This window comes from Desulfovibrio sp. SGI.133, from assembly GCF_050313955.1.
GTDB lineage: Bacteria > Desulfobacterota > Desulfovibrionia > Desulfovibrionales > Desulfovibrionaceae > Desulfovibrio.
This window is the reverse complement of sequence record NZ_JBNPMK010000008.1, coordinates 1-17387: the sequence shown is the minus strand read 5'-3', so window position 1 is coordinate 17387 and position 17387 is coordinate 1. Positions and strand designations below refer to the sequence as shown.

Genomic DNA, 17387 nt, shown 5'->3' with positions numbered 1-17387 from the left:
TGCCACCACATATGGACTCTTTTCCGTGTCGCAAGACCGCTCACGCGGTCATGGGCCGTGACCCTACTGGGCCAGCAGCTTGCTTCTGCGGCCCATCCGCCACTGCTGGGCAATGGACAGGATGTTGTTGACCAGCCAGTACACCACCAGACCGGAGGGGAAGCTCAGGAACAGGGCGGTGAAGACGATGGGCAGGAACATCATGATCTTCTGCTGCGTGGGATCGGTGGCCGGCGGGCTCATCTTCTGCTGCAGGAACATGGTGATGCCCATGATGATGGGCGTGATGTAATAGGGGTCCTTGGAGGACAGGTCAGCCAGCCAGATCAGGTCCGTGCCGGGCAGATAGGTGATGAAGGGCGCGTGACGCAGCTCGATGGAGGTCAGCAGCGCCTGATACAGACCGAAGAACACGGGCAGCTGCACCAGGATGGGCACACAGCCGCTGGCGGGGTTGACGCCGTAGGTCTTGTACAGGGCCATGACTTCCTTGTTCATGGCTTCCTTGTCGTCCTTATACTTTTCGCGGATGTTGGCCATCATGGGCTGGAGCTTCTTCATCTTTTCCATGGAAGAATAGCTCTTGGCCGTCAGGGGCCAGAACACGGCCTTGATGACGATGGTCAGCATGATGATGGAAAGACCCCAGTTGTGGGTGTACTGCTGGAAGAATTCCAGCAGCCACAGCAGGCCTTTGGCGATGATGCTGAACATGCCCAGGTCCACGCTGAGGGCCAGCTGATCGGACACGGCGGCCAGCATTTTGCGTTCCTTGGGACCCATCCAGTAGGAAACTTCGAGGGTGGTCTCCTGACCGGGGGCCACCACCACTTCCTTGGGCTCCAGGGCCACACGGTAGACGCTGCCCTGCATGCGGCCCACCATGCGGGCCTCATCGGCGTCACCAGGCATGACGGCGGACAGGAAGTAGGTGCTCATGGGACCGGCCCAGTAGAGCTTGCCGCTGGCTTCCACGCCTTCCTTGGTCAGCTTGTCGGTGGAGTTTTCTTCGCCCAGCGAACCGCCGTTGTCCCAGGCCACGCGCATGGCGTCGTAGTTGGTGTTGGCGGCATTGCTGGTGTCGGCGGCCACGGTGTAGCGCACGCGCACGCTGCGGGTGTCGGTGCCCAGGGTGGCCAGGCTCACCTTTTCGGAAATCAGGTAATTGTCGGAATTGAAGGTCAGTTCACGGGTCACGCGCAGGTTGTCGACTTCGCCCACCAGGCGGACGACGCCCTTGCCGCCTTCAGACACGGTCACACCGCTGTCGGACTCCAGGGCCCACTTGCCGGTGCTCCACGAAGGCTGACCGTTGATGACCAGACCCAGAGGCGCCACAGCGGCGGTCTGGGGGTCCACCATATTGATACGGGGAGAATCCTCGTCCAGGCCGGTGGTGTACTTCTTGAGCTCGAAGGAGCGCAGTACACCGCCGCCGGAATGCAGCACGGCCTTGTACAGGGGGGCATCCACCGTCACGTCCACGCCGGGGGCGGGAGTGAAGGCAGGCAGGGGCTCGGCCTGGGCCTTCTGCTTGGCTTCGGCTTCAGCCTGGGCCTTCTGGGCCTGCTCGGCCTGGGCAGCCTCCATCTTGGCTATCTCGGCCGGATCGGGTTTGACCACCCAACCCATATAGTCGGCCAGATAGCTCCAGCCGACGACCACGAGCAGACACAGGACAATTGCCATGATAAGATTTTTGCCGTCTTGCATGCGGGGAGGTACTCCATGAAGCAGAGACTACGGGTGACGCCGCGCAGGGGGCACGGGATCATATCCCGAGCCGCCCCAGGGGTGGCAGCGGGCCAGACGACGCAAGGCCAGCCAGCCGCCGCGCAATACGCCATGGGTCATGATGGCTTCCAGGGCGTAGGCGGAACATGTGGGGTAAAAACGACAGGCAGGGGGCAGGACCGGAGAGATGAACAGCTGGTAGAAGCGGATGGGCAGGACAAAGAGACGGCGCAGCATGGCTAGTCCCTGTTCCGGCCGCCGTTGTTCCTGGCCGGGTGCAGGCCCGGCAGGCGCTGCAGCAGCGGCAGCAACTGGGCGTTGACGCGGTCCTGGCTCAGGTCCGCCGCGCCGGTGTGCTTTTTGGCCACAGCGACGATATCCAGATGTTCGGGCAAAAGTGCCCGGTGCAGGCGAAAGAATTCCCGCAGCAGACGTTTGACCCGGTTGCGCGTGACCGCTTTGCCCACCTTGCGGGATACAGCCATGCCCATACGCGTACAGGCCCCGTTTTCGCGGGGCCGTACAAAAACAAGGAAATGCTCCGTATGGTAACGCCTGCCCCGCTCGTAGCACGCGGAATACTCCGCTTGTTTGCGGATGCGGCTCTGGCGGGGCAGAAAAAGGCGTTCGGCCATGATGGCTCGCTTCTGGGATCGCGGGGCGCAGCCCCCAATCGACTAGGCGCTCAGATGCTTGCGACCCTTGGCGCGACGACGGCGCAGGATGGCGCGGCCGCTGGGGGTGGCCATGCGGGCGCGGAAACCGTGGGTGCGGGCTCTTCTGACTTTACTGGGCTGGTATGTTCTCTTCATTGCTCTAGCTCCTTGCGTGTGGCTGCGGCGACGGACAGCAGGCCAAGTGGCCCGGCGCGAGTTTTGCGCGACATAAGCGGGAAGGCTTGCCCGTGCCCGCAGCACTGTCGCTGCACGGAATACGCCTTGCAGCCTGTAAATTTGAAAGGGTTACATACACGGCATAAGGCCCGCCGTCAAGGCTTGTTCACCATCCCCGGGCGGGACAATGAACAAAAAAACGCCGGCGGGACCGCTCCCTGCCTGTCGGTAAAGGCCTTTTGCGCCTTGACAGGATGTGCCTGCGACGGCACAATTTTTCTTCCATTATCACCAAGGAGACCGCATGTCCACGCCAGAACATCTGCTGCCCCCGCCGCCCGCCTGCCCCTGTGTGGTCCTCATCGGCATGGCCGGCGCGGGAAAATCCACTGTGGGCATGGCCCTTGCCCAGACCCTGGGCTGGGCCTTCATGGACAGCGACTATCTTATGGAAGCCCTGTACGCCGACCGCCTGCAGGCCGTCACCGACGCCCTGAGCAAGGAAGCCTTTCTGGATCTGGAAGCCGTTGTTTTGGGCTCCATCCGCGTCCAGCGCACGGTCATCGCCACGGGCGGCAGCGCCGTCTACCGGCCGCAGGCCATGGCGCATCTGGCCACGCTGGGGCCCGTGGTCTTTCTGGACGTACCGCTGGAGACCATCGAAGAGCGCATCGCCCGCAACCCAGACCGCGGCCTGGCCATCGCCCCGGGGCAGACCCTGGCCGACATTTTTTATGAGCGCGAGGCCCTCTACAACCACTACGCCACTCTGCGCTGTGACGCCCGCCAGAAGACGCCCCAGCAGTGTGCCCGCTGGATCGCCGAGCATCTGCCTCCCCTGCCCGGCCTGCCCACGGCCTGATCCTCTTTGCCGCTTTCCGCGACCATCCTCGCATGACGGGCCTCCGCCTTTCCGGGCGGAGGCTTTTTTTATGCCCTTTTCCCATGACCGGGATGGCGCATTGCGCCCCGACCTGCCTCCAACGTCCGCCACGGGCTGATAGCACTTTCCGCTTGACATTTTTCCGGACGCATGTTTCCGATGTATCATCGGTCAATAGGCACTTTTATCTGCAGGAAGCCTTTTGAACCCATGTAAAGATATGGATACACGCAAATATCTCCTTCCTCCACTGAGCGGAAGTCAGGCAGGGATACTTGTTGCCATCTGTCTTGCCGCAGCCATGACGACATTTCACGGCCGTCTTCTTATCTCATCACTGCCTGATTTGCGTGGTATATGGGGATTATCTTATGATGAAGGCTCCGTCATCAGTACTGTTGCATCAGCATCACAGCTCATTCTTGCGCCCATACTGCCTTTTTTCCTGACAGCACTGGGCCTGCGGCGTCTGCTCCTGCCGCTTTCCCTCGGCTTTGTCTGCGTCGCTTTCTGCATCCCCTTCATCTCCGGCTACGAGAACCTGCTCGTGGCCCATGCCCTCATGGGGCTGCTCATCGGTTCCTTCGTGACGGCCACCATACAGATCATGCTCAAGCATCTGCCGCCGCCGTGGTGGGTGGTGGTGCTGGCCTTTTTTACCTTCCGTGTCTCCCTGGGCATCAATTCCGGCGTCTCGCTGGGAGCCTTTTATCTGGAATATATGGGCTGGCAATGGATCTACTGGCAGTCCGGGCTCATCATGTTCGTCTACTTCGTCCTGCTCCAGCGCCATCTGCCCCCGGATACGCCCATCAAGGAACTGCTGCACAAGCCGGACTATTCCGGCATGGCCTTCTATTGCCTGAGCGCCGTCCTCATCTATGCCGGGCTGGATCAGGGCGAACGCCTGGGCTGGTTCGATTCCGGCATCATCACGGTGTTCCTGGCCGGTGGTATCGTCAGCTTTCTCCTCTTCCTCGCCAACGAGGCCTTGGTGGAACGCCCCTGGGCCCCGCCCCGGCTGTTCGCGGACTTCAACATCATCATGTCCGTAGGGATGGTCATCATCTATATATTCATCCTGTCTGCCAATTCTCTGCTTATCACCCTGTTCCTGGACACGGTGCACGATCTGCGGCCCCTGCAAAGCGGCCTGCCCCTGCTGCTGGTGGCCCTGCTGCAACTGCTGGCCACGCCCTTCTGCGCCTTTCTGGTGCTCAAGGCGGACACACGCCTGCTCTGCGCCACGGGCGTCCTGCTCATGGGGCTGGCCTGCTATCAGGGCACCTTCATCACCGCGGACTGGGTGGCCGCCGACTTTTTCCCCATGGCCATCCTGTTCGCCATCGGGCATCCGCTGGTCTTCCTTTCCCTGATGGCCTTCTGCATGGCCTGCTTCACGGCCAAGACCGCCGTGGGCCTGCTGGCCTATATCCAGGTCTCACGCATCTCCACGCCCATCGCGGGCAATGCCCTGTTCCTGCTGCTCATCCGGCAGCGGGAGGATCTGTACTTCAGCCAGACAGGCAGCCGCCTGACCGGCGACGCCCCGGCCGTGGCCCGTTTTCTGGACAGCGGCGGCTCGCTGGACCAGCTCAGGCAACAGTTGCAGACCGATGCCTTCATCCTGGGGATCAACGATGTTTTTGCCCTCTGTGTCTGTATCGCTTTGGGCACCATGCTGCTGCTGGCCTTCGTCAAGGCCATGAAACCAACGCCGGTCAGCCCCGTGGATCTGGGCACGCCGGAAAACTGAACGCACGGGGACCGTCATGAACAGCCTCAAACCCGGTTTTGCCGACGAACTGCTGAAGCTGGCTCTGTATGACCGCCTGCTGGCCCTTTTCCGGCTCTCGCCGTGGATCATCCTGGGCATGCTGCTGCTCGTCATCCTCTTCTTCCTGTTGAACTTCAACCGGCTGGAGAGCGGCAAGCGCATCCAGGAAACGGACAATGCCTACACCCAGCTTGACCGTGTGGTGCTGGAGGCCAAGGTCAACGGCTATGTGGCCCAGGTGGGCTTTGGCGATTTCCAACAGGTGAAGGCCGGGGACGTGCTCCTGCGCGTGCAGGACGCCGACTACCGGGCCCGTACGGATCAGGCCCGGGCCGTCAGGGACAAAAGCGCCGCAAACCTGGAGCGTCTTGATCTGGAGATAGGCTTGCAGGAAGCCTGCATACGGCAGGCCCGCGTAGCTGCGGAGAACGCGGCGGCCCGCCTCGATCTGGCCAGCCGCGAGAATGCCCGCGTGCAGAAGCTCTTCAAATGCAATGCCGTCTCCACGCGTGAGGCGGACTCGGCCGAGATCAACCTGCGCACGGCCCAGCACAGCCACCGCGAGGCCCTGGCCGAAGTCCGGGTACAGGAGCGCAAGCTCGAACTGCAAAAGGCGGACAGGCAGCTGCGCGAGGCTGACCTCCGGGCTGCGGAAGCCCAGTTGCAGAGCGCCCTTATCGACCTGGGGCACACCATCATCACCGCCCCCGGCAACGGACACACCGGTGCCCGCAAGGTACAGGTGGGCGATCTGGTCAGGGAAGGCATGCAGGTCGTCTCTCTGGTGCTGGATATGCCCCCCTATATCGTGGCCAACTACAAAGAGACCCAGATCGGCAACATCCGGGTAGGCCAGCCTGTGGAGATCCTCATCGACACCTTCCCCGGCCATACCTTCAAGGGCCATGTGGAGAGCATCTCGCCCGCCACCGGGGCCACCTTCTCCCTGCTGCCCAAGGACACCTCATCCGGCAACTTCACCAAGGTCGTCCAGCGCATCCCGGTGCGCATCGCCTTCGAGCCCGGGCAGGAGCGTCTGCCGGAGATCCGCTCCGGTATGTCGGTCATCACCCGCATCGACACCGGCAGCGGACAGACAGGAGCCTGAGCCGGGAACCAGCTGCCGAGGGCAGTGCAGAATGCATCGGCAAAAAACGGCTGGTCTCCTCCCCTTCCAGGCGCGGGTACCGCCTTACGCCTGGCTGCGCGTGCTCCCGGCCTCTTTCCCCAGACTTCCTGCCCTCAAGTTTTGCCGGAACTCCACGGCCCGGACGCTTCCCGCTGCCCGAGGTACCCGCGCCAAAGCGGCCTCCTGCCGCCGCAGGGCGCCCACAGCCCAGAAAAAAAGCCCCCTTCCCATGCAGGGAAGAGGGCTGTGGCATCAGACAGGATGCGGCAGACTAGTACTGCCACTTCTTGCCGTCGTAACGGATCATTTCATTCAGATTGCGGGTCTTGATCTTTTCGCAGGGAGCGGAAAGGGCACCGCTCTTGCTGGCACCACGGCATTCATAGACATGCTCGGAATAGCGGATGAAGCCCACATAGCCACGGGAGCCCTTGCGCACTTCGGTGGTCAGGCTGTCGGTATCCACTTCCACATAGGTGGCCACGTATTCCTTGCCCACCTTGCGGACTTCCTTGTGGGCCTTGGAGGGCATCACCGTGCGGGAAGCACGGCCCACCAGGCTCTGACCGGTCTTGTACAGATCGGCTTCCAGTTTGGACTGGGACACGGGGGCCGCCTTGGCCGGAGCCTTTTCAGGGGCTTTGGCGGTCTCGGTGGCGTTTTCTTCAGCAGGGGCGGCCGTGGCCGGGCTGGAGCCCTCGTCCCCGCCGAACAGGGCGCAGCCGCCGCACAGCAGGCTGGTCAGCAGGCTGACTGCCAGGATCTTTTTCATCTGTTATCACTCCTTAATGGAAAAACCCGGCGTTTCCGCCGGGTTTCATTCAAAGGGGGAAAGGGGCGCCGTTTAGTCGAAGGAGATCTCCGTACGACGGTTCATGTAACGGCCTTCTTCGCTGTCGTTGCTGTACTTGAAGGACTTGCCCTTGCCGATGGCGGTCATGCGGCTGGCGGGCACGCCCTGCTTGGCCAGGTAGCCCTTAACGGCTTCGGCGCGGTTCTTGGACAGCTTGGCGTTGTAGGCGTCGGTACCGCGGGAGTCGGTCCAGCCGGTCAGCACGATCTTGGTGTTGGGCTTGGACTTGATGAGGCCGGCGGCTTCGTCCAGGATGCCCATGGCCTTGCTGTCCAGGGCATAGGAGTCAAAAGCGAAGTTGACGCCGCGCAGCACGATCACGGTTTCTTCCTGGCAGAACACGGCCAGCACGAAGCGTTCCACTTCGGCGTCGCTGGTGGCCAGGTCTTCAGCGCGAACCAGCACGGAGGCGGGGTTCATACCGGCAATGGCCTTGACGGTGGCTTCGCCCTGCGGGGTGTCGGCCAGGGAGATCACGTGGATGACCATGTTACGCTGGGTGGCGTACACCTGACGGGCCACTTCCACCAGATCCATACCGCGGTTGTTGTCGCCGTCGGTCACCAGGATCAGGGCAGCGCTGCGTTCCATGGAGCTCAGGAAGGGCTCGTAGGTCTGCAGGCCGTCGCCCATGTTGGTCATGCGGCCGAAGGTGGCAAAGCCGCTGCGCAGGGTGTCGATACCGCTATCCATGGCGGCGCGGTTCCAGGGGCCCTGTTCGATGACGGTGCCGTTAGGAGCGATGGTGTGCAGGCCGCCCTTGAAGTCCAGGGCGGGGATGGCGGCGTTGACGCGCTTCAGGGCGATCTTGGCCACTTCGATCTTGTCCTGCTTCATTTTGTCATTCTTCATCATCATGGAGCCGGAGTAGTCCACGACGAAGTCGAAGCTGTTGACCTTCTTGCTGCAGACAGGAGCGGCCACGGCAGCCACGGCGAAGCTCAGAAGAACCGCGGCGGTAAGGGCCAGCAGGCGGAAAGATTTCATGATGCCTCCCAAAAAAGTTATTGTTTTGCCTGCAACATGCCAGGCAATATGCGCCAGCTACCTTTTTCCTTTATGGGAAAGGGTATTGACACCTTTAAAAATTAGCGCGTTTCGCAGCAAAGGGCAAGCGTTCTTTCTTTCAGCGTCCTCTGTACCGCAGCTCCCGGCAGGGAGCGGAGTCGCCCGGCAGTCACCCGGCACCTGCCGGGCATGCCCGGTGGCTGGACAGTCGGGCCCGCCTGTAGCATACTGAATAGATACAAAAGGATGGGTTATGCCAGCACTCGATTTTTCCAAATGGAGCCCCGGCGGCAACACGACGCTCTTTTTCCCCGCCGCAGGCCTGGATGCGGCCCGGCAGGCGGAGCTGGCCCGGCAGGCCATGCGTCCTGACAGCCTGGGGGCGGAACAGGCCGGTTTCGTCTCAGTGGAGGAACGCCGTCTGCGCATGGCGGGCGGTGAGTTCTGCGTCAATGCCACCCGGGCCTTCGGCGCCCTGCTGGCCTTCCGCGAGAGTGCCTCGCCCGAAGCCACGCTCCAGGGCATCGCCCGCCAGAAACTGACCAACGAGCACCGCTATGAGGTGCAGGTCTCCGGCTGGCAGACCCCCATCCGGCTCCAGGTACGCGGCACGTCCCCTTCCTGGCAAGTGCGCGCCGAGCTGCAGCTGCCGCCCTGCCCCATCACCCACCCGGAACAGGGCATCCATCTGGTGCGCCTGCCCGGCATCTGCCACCTGCTGCTGGACGGCGAGGTCCACATGCAGCCCGAGGACTGCATCGCCGCCTCGCGCATGCTGCGCCGCCAGTACGGCATGACCGGCGAAGTGGCCAGCGGCGTCATCTGGTGGGGCCGCCGCGCAGGCCTGCTGGACATGCTGCCCGTGGTCCACGTGCGCGATGCCCACACCACCTGCATCGAGAATGCCTGCGGTTCCGGCGCCCTGGCCCTGGCCCTGCTGCTGGCCGCCAAGGGCAACCGCAAACCTTTGGACATCATGCAGCCCGGCGGCAGCTCCCTGCATGTCCACATCCCCGACGATGACCAGGGCAAGGCCTTCATCGACGGCCCTGTGGACCTCGTGGCCCGCGGCCGCGTCTGGCTGCCCGACGCGCAGGCCTGATTTTTCAGGGCGGCCGCCCGCCGGGCTCGCGTCCGGTCGTTGCGGCTGCCCTTTTTTGCGCGCTTCGCGCGTCCTGTCTCCGCTCCTTTTCAACCAGAGATACATGAAACAGCAGAACCTCCTCCCCGGCATCAGCCTGCCCGCTCCCCGTCCTTCCCGTCCGGCCGATACCCCGCCGGCACCGTCCCCGGCCGCTCCGGCCGTGCCCGATACGGATACCTGGTCCCCGCAGGAGAGCCTGCTGCACTCCGCCTTCGTTTTCGAACCTGCCGGTACGGCGGCCGAACCCGTCCTGATCCTGGGCCTGGACTGCGCCCAGCCCCTGCGCGAGGGGCTCGCCCCCGCACGCCTGCGCCTTATCGAGCAGGCTGACGTCCTGTGCGGCGGCCGTCGCCTGCTGGCGGCCTTCGAGGATCTCCCCGCCCGGCAGCTGCCCCTGACCGCACCGCTGGAACCGGTGCTGGCCCGCATCAGCCATCTGCGTGCCGGCGGCAAAAAAGTGGTGGTGCTGGCCGACGGCGACCCCCTGTTCTACGGCATCGGTACCACGCTCCTGCGCCAGCTGGGCCCCGAAGCCGTGCGCATCCTGCCCGGGGTCAGCTCCCTGCAGCAGGCCTGCGCCCGTCTGGGCCTGCCCTGGCATGACGTCATCTGCCTTTCCCTGCACGGCCGCGACGATCTGACGCCCCTCCACACCGCCGTGCACCGGCAGCGGCCCATCAGCCTGCTCACCGATGCCCGCATGACGCCCGACCTGCTGGCCCGTCACCTGCTGGACAGGGGCGTGGACTGGTTCGCCATGCATGTTTTTGAACACATGGGGAGCGACGAGGAACAGGAACATCATCTTACGCTGGCCGAAGCCGCCGTTGCCCGCTTCGGCACTGTCTGTACCGTTTTGCTGACGCCCGCGGGCGAGATGCGCCGTCCGCATCCCGGCCTGCTGCCTGCCGAACTGCGGCACGAGGACGGCCTGCTGACCAAGCCCGCCGTGCGTGCCGCCGCCCTGGCCCTGTTGCGGCCCGAGCCCCGGCATACGGTCTGGGATCTGGGCGCCGGCTCCGGTTCCGTGGCGCTGGAGGCGGCCTGCCTGGCCCACGAAGGCCGCGTGGTGGCCGTGGAGCGGACCCCTTCCCGCGCGCTGGACATCCAGGAGAACCGCCGCCGCTTCGGGGCCGCCTCGGTGGACGTCTGTCTGGGTACGGTACCCCAGTGCCTGCCGCGCCTGCCCGACCCGCACCGGGTCTTCATCGGCGGCGGTCTTTCCGGCGACGGGGCCCACAACCTGCTGGAACAGGTCTGCCGTCGCCTGCTGCCCGGCGGACGGCTGGTGGTGAGCTGCATCTTGCTGGACACGCTGGCCCGCTGCCGTGCCTTCTTCGAGGGCCTGGGCTGGCCCGCCGAGGTGATGCAGATACAGTCCGCCCACTCCCGGCCACTGGGGCAGGACATTTTCCTGGCCGCCGCCAACCCTGTTTTCCTGCTGGCTGTGGACAAGCCCGAACAGGAGAAGGACGAAGCCTAGAAAAGGACATTGGGGGCATATATTTATGAAGGAGGCAGCCCTCCTTCTGGACGCCGTTCCCCCGGCATGACATGACAGGAACGCGGGGGGCGATAACAGGCCCCGCCTACTGGAGGAGACTATGGAAAAGCAGCCAGGCATGGTCAGTTTCGTCGGCGCGGGTCCCGGTGACCCGGAGCTGCTCACCCTCAAGGGGAAGCGCCTTATCGAAGAGGCGGCCCTGCTGCTCTACGCCGGTTCCATGATCCCGCCCGCCCTGCTGGATCTGGCATCGCCCCGGGCCAGTGTCATCGACGCCGCTCCGCTGGATCTGGAAGAATGCCATTCCCTCATGCTCCAGTTCGCCCGCGCCGGTCAGCCCGTGGTGCATCTGCATACCGGTGACCCTGCCGTCTACAGCGCCCTGCGCGAACAGCTGGCCCTGCTGGACAGGGACGGCATCCCCTGGCAGGTGGTGCCCGGCATCACGGCCGCCAGCGCCGCCGCTGCCGCTGCCGGATGCAGCTTTACCGTGCCCGGCGCCACCCAGAGCCTGATCATGACCCGCATGCCCGGCCGCACGCCCATGCCCGAGCAGGAGGCCCTGCGCCATCTGGCCAAGCACGGCACCACGCTGGCCGTCTACCTTTCCGCCATGCAGGCCCGCGCCATGCAGGAAGAACTGGAACAATCCCTGCCCGCCGCCACGCCCGTCATCTGCGCCTTCCGCCTGGGCTGGCCCGATCAGCAGCTCATCCGCACCCGCCTCGACCTGCTGGCCGAGACTATCGAAAAGAACGGCCTCTCCCGCCAGACCGTGGTCCTCGTCCTGCCCGGCGAGGGAGAAGACGCCCCGGCGCCGCGTACCTGCGGCCCGCATACCGATCACGATTGACACGATCCGGGAAAGTGCCCTGGCCTTTCCCGGATCATTCCTCTCTCAGTCTTCCTTCCCATCCGTCACCAGCCAGGCACGGCAGCGTGCTATGGCCGCGTCCCTGCCCAGCCTGCGTGGCATATGTTGAGGGTACCCATGCCCCACGCCCACAGGACGCCCCTCTTTTCACAATTCCTCATTTCATACCGCAATGCTTGCAAGCGGCAAAAAGCTTGGGTAAGCTGGCACTTTCCATTATCCCGCAGCAGGAGTGCAGGAACATCATGCCAACCCCCATTCTGGAAAAAGAAAGCCTCATCCCGGGCAAGACCAGCAAACTGGTGCTGCATGCGCCGGCCATTGCCAGCCACGCCCGGCCCGGTCATTTCGTCATGCTGCGCATGAGCCCCACGGGCGAGCGCATCCCCCTGACCATCGCTGATACGGACCCCGAAAAGGGCACCATCACCATCGTCTATCTGGTCATGGGCAAGAGCACGGCCATCCTTGAGGACCTCAAGGCCGGCGACGAGATCCTGGACGTTTGCGGCCCCCTGGGCAAGCCCACCCACATCGAGAAAAAGGGCACCGTCATCTGTGTGGGCGGCGGTACCGGCATTGCCGCCATGCACCACATCGCCAAGGGCCATTCGCGCATCGGCAACAAGGTCGTGGGCATCATCGGCGCCCGCAACAAGGACCTGCTCCTGTTCGAAAAGGAACTGGCCAGCTTCGTGGACGAGCTGCTCATCTCCACCGACGACGGCAGCTACGGTCACAAGGGCCTGGTCACCGACCTGCTCCGTGACCGCCTGGAATCCGACAAGGACGTCTTTGAAGTGGTGGCCGTGGGCCCCGTGCCCATGATGGCCGCCGTGGCCAACACCACCCGTCCCTACGGCGTGCACACCACCGTCAGCCTCAACCCCATCATGGTGGACGGCATCGGCATGTGCGGCGCCTGCCGCGTGACCGTGGACGGCAAGACCAAGTTCGCCTGTGTGGACGGCCCCGAATTCGACGGCCACAAGGTGGACTTCGACGAACTGCGCCGCCGTCTGGGCGCCTACCGCGATCAGGAAAAGGTCTCCATCGACCAGTACAGGAGCACCCATGGAAACTAAGCCCAAAAAGACCATTGCTCCGCGCGTGGACATGCCCTGCCAGCCCGCGGACGTGCGCGCTCACAATTTCGACGAAGTGGCCACCGGCTACACCAAAGAGATGGCCATGCAGGAAGCCTCCCGCTGCCTGCAGTGCAAAAAGCCCCTCTGCATGAAGGGCTGCCCCGTGGAAGTGCCCATCCGCGACTTCATCGGTGAAGTGGCCCGCGGCAACTTCGACGCCGCCTACCGCATCATCAAGACCACCAACAGCCTGCCTGCCGTGTGTGGCCGCGTCTGCCCGCAGGAACACCAGTGCGAAGGCAAGTGCATCCTCAACGCCAAGGGCCAGCCCATCGCCATCGGCCGCCTGGAACGCTTCGTGGCCGACACCTACATCGCCACCAGCGCCTGTGAACAGGTGACCGGCACCAATTCCTGTGCCATGCCCGTCAAGGGCAAGAAGGTGGCCTGCATCGGCTCCGGTCCTTCCTCCCTGACCTGTGCGGGCGTCTGCGCCGCCAACGGCCTCAAGGTGGATGTGTTCGAAGCCCTGCACGAGCCCGGCGGCGTGCTCATCTACGGCATCCCCTCTTTCCGTCTGCCCAAGAACGTGGTGGCCACCGAAGTGGACGGCCTGCGCCGTTCCGGTGTGGACTTCCACCTCAACAGCGTGGGCGGCCGCACCTTCACCGTGGACGAACTGCGCAAGGAATATGACGCGGTCTTCATCGGCGTGGGCGCCGGTCTGCCGGTCTTCCTGGGCGTGCCCGGCGAAAACCTGGTGGGCGTCTTCTCCGCCAACGAATACCTGACCCGCGTGAACCTGGGCCGCGCCTATGCCTTCCCCGAACAGGACACCCCCGCCTACCTCGGCAAGCATGTGACCGTATTCGGCGCCGGTAACGTGGCCATGGACGCCGCCCGCACCGCCCTGCGCATGGGCGCGGAAAGCGTGCATATCGTCTACCGCCGCACCAAGGCCGAGATGCCCGCCCGCCGCGAGGAAGTGGAACATGCGGAGGAAGAAGGCGTGAAGTTCGAGATGCTGGCCTCCCCCGTGAAGTTCAACGGGGATGCCGAAATGAAACTCACGTCCGTGACCCTGCAGAAGATGGAACTGGGCGAGCCCGACGCCTCCGGCCGTCGCCGCCCCGTGCCCGTGGAAGGCGCCACCTACGAACTGGCCACCGACCTGGCCATCGTGGCTCTGGGCACCCGTTCCAATCCCATCCTGCTGGAAGCCACCGAAGGCCTGGAAAAGACCGAACGCGGCTACATCAAGGTGGATGAAGCCACGGGCGAGACCTCGCTGCCCAACGTCTTCGCCGGCGGCGACATCGTCACCGGCGCGGCCACGGTCATCCTGGCCATGGGCGCCGGACGCCGGGCCGGTCAGGAGATCTGCCGCCGTCTGCTCGGCTAAACGTCCATAGCGTCAGCACATCACGGGGAGGGTCCGCCCTCCCCGTTTTTTTCCCTCGGGCCCTGCCCCCATCTCAGCGCGTCCGCGACCTGCCGTCATCACGGCCATCCCGTCTGTCCCTGACAGGCCGGGGCGCTCCCGGAGACCATCATGATCACCGCCGACCTCCACAGCCATACCCGTTATTCCCACGGCGCCAGCACGCCCCAGGAGATGTACGCCGCCGCCTGCACGGCCGGGCTCAAACTGCTGGGCTTCACCGAACATTCCCCGCGTCCGCTGGGCTTCGACTATACCAACGAATACCGCGAACAGCTGAGCCGCTTCATGCCCACCTATGCCCGCGAGGTCTGCGAGCTGCGCGACAACGCCGCTCCCGATGCCTGCCAGGTGCTGTTCGGCATGGAGATGGACTGGCTGGAAGGACAGACGGACTTTGCCCGCCAGGCCTGCACCGCCTATGATTTCGACTATCTGCTGGGCAGCGTGCATTTCATCGGTCACTGGGGCTTCGACGACCAGGCCTCGGACTGGGACATCCTTTCGCAGGAAGAGTGCGAGCGGAACTATGTGCGCTACTTCCAGAGCTGGCGCGAGATGATCGCCTCGGGCATGTTCCAGATCGCGGCCCATCCCGACCTCATCAAGATCTTCTCCGTGGACCGCTTCCACATCTGGCTCAACAAGCCCGGCAGCCTCGACCTCATCCGCACGGCCCTCACCGAGCTGCGCGATGCGGGCATGGCCATGGAGATCTCGTCCGCCGGGCTGCGCAAGCCCTGCCGCGAGATCTATCCCTGCGCGCCCATCATGCAGCTGGCCGCCGAGCTCCGCGTGCCCGTGACCTTCGCCTCCGACGCCCACATCACCACCGACGTGGCCTTTGCCTTCCCCCGCCTGGAAAGCTACGCCCGCGCCTTTGGTTTCACCCAGAGCGTCTGGTACAAACAGGGCCGACAGTACGTGCTGCCGCTGTAGGAAGGGACACGGCGCCCGGATATTTTTCCGGGGGAAGGGGAGCCCCTCTCCGCTGTCGATGCCCGTAACGCTGCTTCGTCGCTAAAGGGCACGGCTCTGTGGGCCGCCTTCGGCTACCGCCCGCACGAAAGGAGTTTCCCTTCCCTCCAGCTCTGTCCCTTCCCCAGCGCGCTTTATCCAATAATGGCGTGCGGGAGGGTCCGGACTTTCCTTCAGCCCGGATTCCCCGGTCACCCCTGGCAAGCCCGTTCCCCTGCCAGGTCGATGATCCGTCCGTCTCCAGGCTCCCTGAGCCCGATGGGGACAGGCCCCGCCCGCTTGCGTGCATATGTTTTCAGTCTGTCCGGGCTTCGGACAGTTCCCATCTCTCAGCGGTCCGCAGGACGGATACGCACCGCCAGTTTTACGAGCCTCTCATGGAAACCCAGTCTCCCCTCCTTCCCGGCAGTCCCCTGGTGGACATCGAAGACCTGAGCCTGTTCCTGCCCGGCGATGCCCGGCAGAAAATGATCCTGCACCACATCGACTGGCATCTGTGCCGCGGCGAGCACCATTTGCTGCTGGGCCACAACGGTGCCGGCAAGACCACGCTCATGCGCCTCATGCACGGCCTGCTCTGGCCGGCGGAAGGCCGCATCGTCTGGCACACCAGCGAAGGCGCGGAGACCTCGCCCATCGCGGGCCGCGCCGTCAGCGCCCTGGTCTCGCCCGACCAGCAGGAGAACTACCAGCGCCAGCGCTGGTACATCACCGGCCGGGAACTGCTGCTCACGGCCTTTGAAGATACCCCCCTGCTCTACACCAACACTTCCGAGCAGCGTCATGCGCAGGTGGAAGACATGGCACGGCGCCTGCGCGCCCTGGACCTGCTGGACAGGATGGTGCCGGAAGTCTCGCAGGGCCAGCTCCGCCTGCTCCTGCTGGGCCGGGCCCTGGTCCGGCAGCCCGACCTGCTCCTGCTGGACGAATGCAGCGACGGTCTGGATGCCGACCACAGCCGCCGCTTCTATGAAGTGCTGGACAGCGTGCGCGAACACTGCACGGTCATCATGAGCAGTCACCGCCCGGAACAGGTGCCGGACTGGTGCCGCAAGACGCGCGTCATCCATCAGGGCCGTCTGCTGGCCCCGGGAAGCACCCTGCCGCCGCAGGAAGGCGAATATGAGGACATCAGCCTGGCCGGCGCCGTGACGTCCGCCCCGGAACCCTCCGCGCCGCTGCTGGACGTGCGCCATGCCACGGTCTTCATCGACGGACAGGAGATCTTGCACGATGTGGACTGGACACTGCGCAAGGGCGAGCACTGGCGCATCGAGGGCGAGAACGGCTCGGGCAAGTCAACCTTCCTGCGTCTGCTGGCCGGGGACGAATTCGTGGCCGTGGGCGGTACGCTGGTGCGTCATCTGCCCCATCACGGCGGCGAGACCGTGCTGCTGGAAGAGATCCGCAAGGGCGTGCGTCTGGTCTCCGACCTCTCCCAGGCCCTTTACGGCTACAGCATCACGGCGCTGGAACTGGTCTGTACCGGTCTGGAAAACACCGTGGGCGTCTACCGCGACTACAGCAAGGCCGAACAGGAGCAGGCCCGCCGCGTCATGCGCGAACTGGGCGTGGGCCATCTGGCGGAACGCTCCATCCGCCTGCTCTCCACCGGCCAGCTGCGCCGCCTGTTCCTGGCCCGTGCCCTTATGGGCGAACTGGACATCCTGCTGCTGGACGAACCCTGCTCCGCCCTGGACGAAGACTCCCGCCGCCAGTATCTGGATCTGCTGGACCAGCTGGCCGCCCGCGGCATCTCGCTGGTCTTCGTCTCCCACTTCGAGGGCGACGCGCCGTCCTGCATCAACCGCCGGGCGCGCATGCATCAGGGCCGTCTGGAGATTTTGGCATAGGGGCACACGGGGGAGGGAACCCCTTTTGCTCGCGGCAAAAAGGGGTTCCCTCCCCGTACCCCCTCCTTCCCCAAAACCCGCCCACAAAAAAGCCCCGCACAGTGCGGGGCTTTTTGCATGGCAGCGGCGGGAGAGCAGACAAGCGCAAAAAACATATGGATTGTTTTTTCAGCGTCAGCGGGAGACAGAAGCCACGGACACATCCTCCCGCACCACGTTGCCCGTCAGGGACCGGAACAAAAGTTTTCGGAGAGGGATGGGCGTCCGGGGGAAGGGAGGCCCCTTTTC

16 protein-coding genes are annotated in these 17387 nt (G+C 64.3%); 10 read left to right on the top strand and 6 right to left on the bottom strand.

Annotation, left to right across the window (positions count from 1 at the left end; translation table 11 throughout):
* Positions 1-63: 63 nt before the first annotated feature.
* Genes yidC through rpmH form a run of 4 tightly spaced genes read right to left on the bottom strand, consistent with a single transcriptional unit; the run spans position 64 to position 2546 of the window.
* Positions 64-1713 (bottom strand): membrane protein insertase YidC, encoded by a 1650-nt coding sequence (gene yidC / locus ACQRBR_RS09925; protein ID WP_303881327.1) that lies wholly within the window; start codon positions 1711-1713, stop codon positions 64-66.
* 27 nt (positions 1714-1740) lie between these two features.
* Entirely contained in the window at positions 1741-1971 is a 231-nt protein-coding gene (gene yidD, locus ACQRBR_RS09920; protein WP_006007998.1) for a membrane protein insertion efficiency factor YidD, read from the bottom strand.
* A gap of 2 nt (positions 1972-1973) precedes the next feature.
* Positions 1974-2369: a ribonuclease P protein component gene (gene rnpA, locus ACQRBR_RS09915; RefSeq protein ID WP_168935642.1), complete on the bottom strand. Its 396-nt coding sequence runs from the start codon at positions 2367-2369 to the stop codon at positions 1974-1976.
* A 42-nt stretch (positions 2370-2411) separates the two neighbouring features.
* A complete protein-coding gene (gene rpmH, locus ACQRBR_RS09910) occupies positions 2412-2546 on the bottom strand; it encodes a 50S ribosomal protein L34 (protein WP_006007995.1) in 135 nt (44 codons plus the stop codon).
* A 325-nt stretch (positions 2547-2871) separates the two neighbouring features.
* Between rpmH and thrB the strand changes: the two genes are divergently transcribed.
* The 3 genes from thrB to ACQRBR_RS09895 all read left to right on the top strand — a co-directional run bounded on the left by thrB (position 2872) and on the right by ACQRBR_RS09895 (position 6335).
* Positions 2872-3429 (top strand): homoserine kinase, encoded by a 558-nt coding sequence (thrB, locus tag ACQRBR_RS09905; protein ID WP_303881324.1) that lies wholly within the window; start codon positions 2872-2874, stop codon positions 3427-3429.
* 241 nt (positions 3430-3670) lie between these two features.
* Positions 3671-5206 carry an MFS transporter gene (locus ACQRBR_RS09900; RefSeq protein ID WP_427812890.1) on the top strand — a complete coding sequence of 512 codons (1536 nt, stop codon included), beginning with the start codon at positions 3671-3673 and terminating at the stop codon, positions 5204-5206.
* 16 nt (positions 5207-5222) lie between these two features.
* Positions 5223-6335, top strand: coding sequence for an HlyD family secretion protein (locus tag ACQRBR_RS09895; RefSeq protein ID WP_303881318.1), 1113 nt, complete (start codon positions 5223-5225; stop codon positions 6333-6335).
* A gap of 292 nt (positions 6336-6627) precedes the next feature.
* Here the strand turns inward: ACQRBR_RS09895 and ACQRBR_RS09890 are convergent, their stop codons facing one another.
* Positions 6628-7128, bottom strand: a complete 501-nt coding sequence (locus ACQRBR_RS09890; RefSeq protein WP_427812889.1) for a translation initiation factor 2 — start codon at positions 7126-7128, stop codon at positions 6628-6630.
* A 72-nt stretch (positions 7129-7200) separates the two neighbouring features.
* Positions 7201-8196: an OmpA family protein gene (locus ACQRBR_RS09885; RefSeq protein WP_303881314.1), complete on the bottom strand. Its 996-nt coding sequence runs from the start codon at positions 8194-8196 to the stop codon at positions 7201-7203.
* A 274-nt stretch (positions 8197-8470) separates the two neighbouring features.
* On the opposite strand from ACQRBR_RS09885, the gene ACQRBR_RS09880 reads away from it, so the two are divergent.
* From ACQRBR_RS09880 to ACQRBR_RS09850, 7 genes are all read left to right on the top strand, one after another.
* On the top strand, positions 8471-9319 hold the full coding sequence (locus ACQRBR_RS09880) for a hypothetical protein (protein ID WP_303881312.1): 849 nt from the start codon (positions 8471-8473) through the stop codon (positions 9317-9319).
* Between the two features lie 103 nt (positions 9320-9422).
* Positions 9423-10844 carry a precorrin-6y C5,15-methyltransferase (decarboxylating) subunit CbiE gene (cbiE, locus tag ACQRBR_RS09875; RefSeq protein ID WP_427812888.1) on the top strand — a complete coding sequence of 474 codons (1422 nt, stop codon included), beginning with the start codon at positions 9423-9425 and terminating at the stop codon, positions 10842-10844.
* Between the two features lie 121 nt (positions 10845-10965).
* Entirely contained in the window at positions 10966-11718 is a 753-nt protein-coding gene (gene cobM / locus ACQRBR_RS09870; protein WP_303881307.1) for a precorrin-4 C(11)-methyltransferase, read from the top strand.
* A 266-nt stretch (positions 11719-11984) separates the two neighbouring features.
* Positions 11985-12824: a sulfide/dihydroorotate dehydrogenase-like FAD/NAD-binding protein gene (locus tag ACQRBR_RS09865; RefSeq protein ID WP_303881305.1), complete on the top strand. Its 840-nt coding sequence runs from the start codon at positions 11985-11987 to the stop codon at positions 12822-12824.
* The gene (gene gltA, locus ACQRBR_RS09860) at positions 12814-14229 is read left to right on the top strand and encodes an NADPH-dependent glutamate synthase (RefSeq protein WP_303881303.1); all 1416 of its coding nucleotides are present in this window, start codon (positions 12814-12816) and stop codon (positions 14227-14229) included. Before ACQRBR_RS09865 ends, gltA begins: the two co-directional genes overlap by 11 nt.
* 150 nt (positions 14230-14379) lie before the next feature.
* Positions 14380-15207, top strand: a complete 828-nt coding sequence (locus ACQRBR_RS09855; protein WP_427812887.1) for a histidinol-phosphatase — start codon at positions 14380-14382, stop codon at positions 15205-15207.
* A gap of 416 nt (positions 15208-15623) precedes the next feature.
* Complete coding sequence (locus ACQRBR_RS09850; RefSeq protein WP_427812886.1) at positions 15624-17099, top strand: ATP-binding cassette domain-containing protein; 1476 nt, start codon at positions 15624-15626, stop codon at positions 17097-17099.
* The last annotated feature ends 288 nt before the right edge of the window (positions 17100-17387 follow it).

Coding starts and splice junctions, on each gene's coding strand:
- yidC (WP_303881327.1), bottom strand. CDS start 1,713: ATGCAAGACGGCAAAAATCTTATCATGGCAATTGTCCTGTGTCTGCTC.
- yidD (WP_006007998.1), bottom strand. CDS start 1,971: ATGCTGCGCCGTCTCTTTGTCCTGCCCATCCGCTTCTACCAGCTGTTC.
- rnpA (WP_168935642.1), bottom strand. CDS start 2,369: ATGGCCGAACGCCTTTTTCTGCCCCGCCAGAGCCGCATCCGCAAACAA.
- rpmH (WP_006007995.1), bottom strand. CDS start 2,546: ATGAAGAGAACATACCAGCCCAGTAAAGTCAGAAGAGCCCGCACCCAC.
- thrB (WP_303881324.1), top strand. CDS start 2,872: ATGTCCACGCCAGAACATCTGCTGCCCCCGCCGCCCGCCTGCCCCTGT.
- ACQRBR_RS09900 (WP_427812890.1), top strand. CDS start 3,671: ATGGATACACGCAAATATCTCCTTCCTCCACTGAGCGGAAGTCAGGCA.
- ACQRBR_RS09895 (WP_303881318.1), top strand. CDS start 5,223: ATGAACAGCCTCAAACCCGGTTTTGCCGACGAACTGCTGAAGCTGGCT.
- ACQRBR_RS09890 (WP_427812889.1), bottom strand. CDS start 7,128: ATGAAAAAGATCCTGGCAGTCAGCCTGCTGACCAGCCTGCTGTGCGGC.
- ACQRBR_RS09885 (WP_303881314.1), bottom strand. CDS start 8,196: ATGAAATCTTTCCGCCTGCTGGCCCTTACCGCCGCGGTTCTTCTGAGC.
- ACQRBR_RS09880 (WP_303881312.1), top strand. CDS start 8,471: ATGCCAGCACTCGATTTTTCCAAATGGAGCCCCGGCGGCAACACGACG.
- cbiE (WP_427812888.1), top strand. CDS start 9,423: ATGAAACAGCAGAACCTCCTCCCCGGCATCAGCCTGCCCGCTCCCCGT.
- cobM (WP_303881307.1), top strand. CDS start 10,966: ATGGAAAAGCAGCCAGGCATGGTCAGTTTCGTCGGCGCGGGTCCCGGT.
- ACQRBR_RS09865 (WP_303881305.1), top strand. CDS start 11,985: ATGCCAACCCCCATTCTGGAAAAAGAAAGCCTCATCCCGGGCAAGACC.
- gltA (WP_303881303.1), top strand. CDS start 12,814: ATGGAAACTAAGCCCAAAAAGACCATTGCTCCGCGCGTGGACATGCCC.
- ACQRBR_RS09855 (WP_427812887.1), top strand. CDS start 14,380: ATGATCACCGCCGACCTCCACAGCCATACCCGTTATTCCCACGGCGCC.
- ACQRBR_RS09850 (WP_427812886.1), top strand. CDS start 15,624: ATGGAAACCCAGTCTCCCCTCCTTCCCGGCAGTCCCCTGGTGGACATC.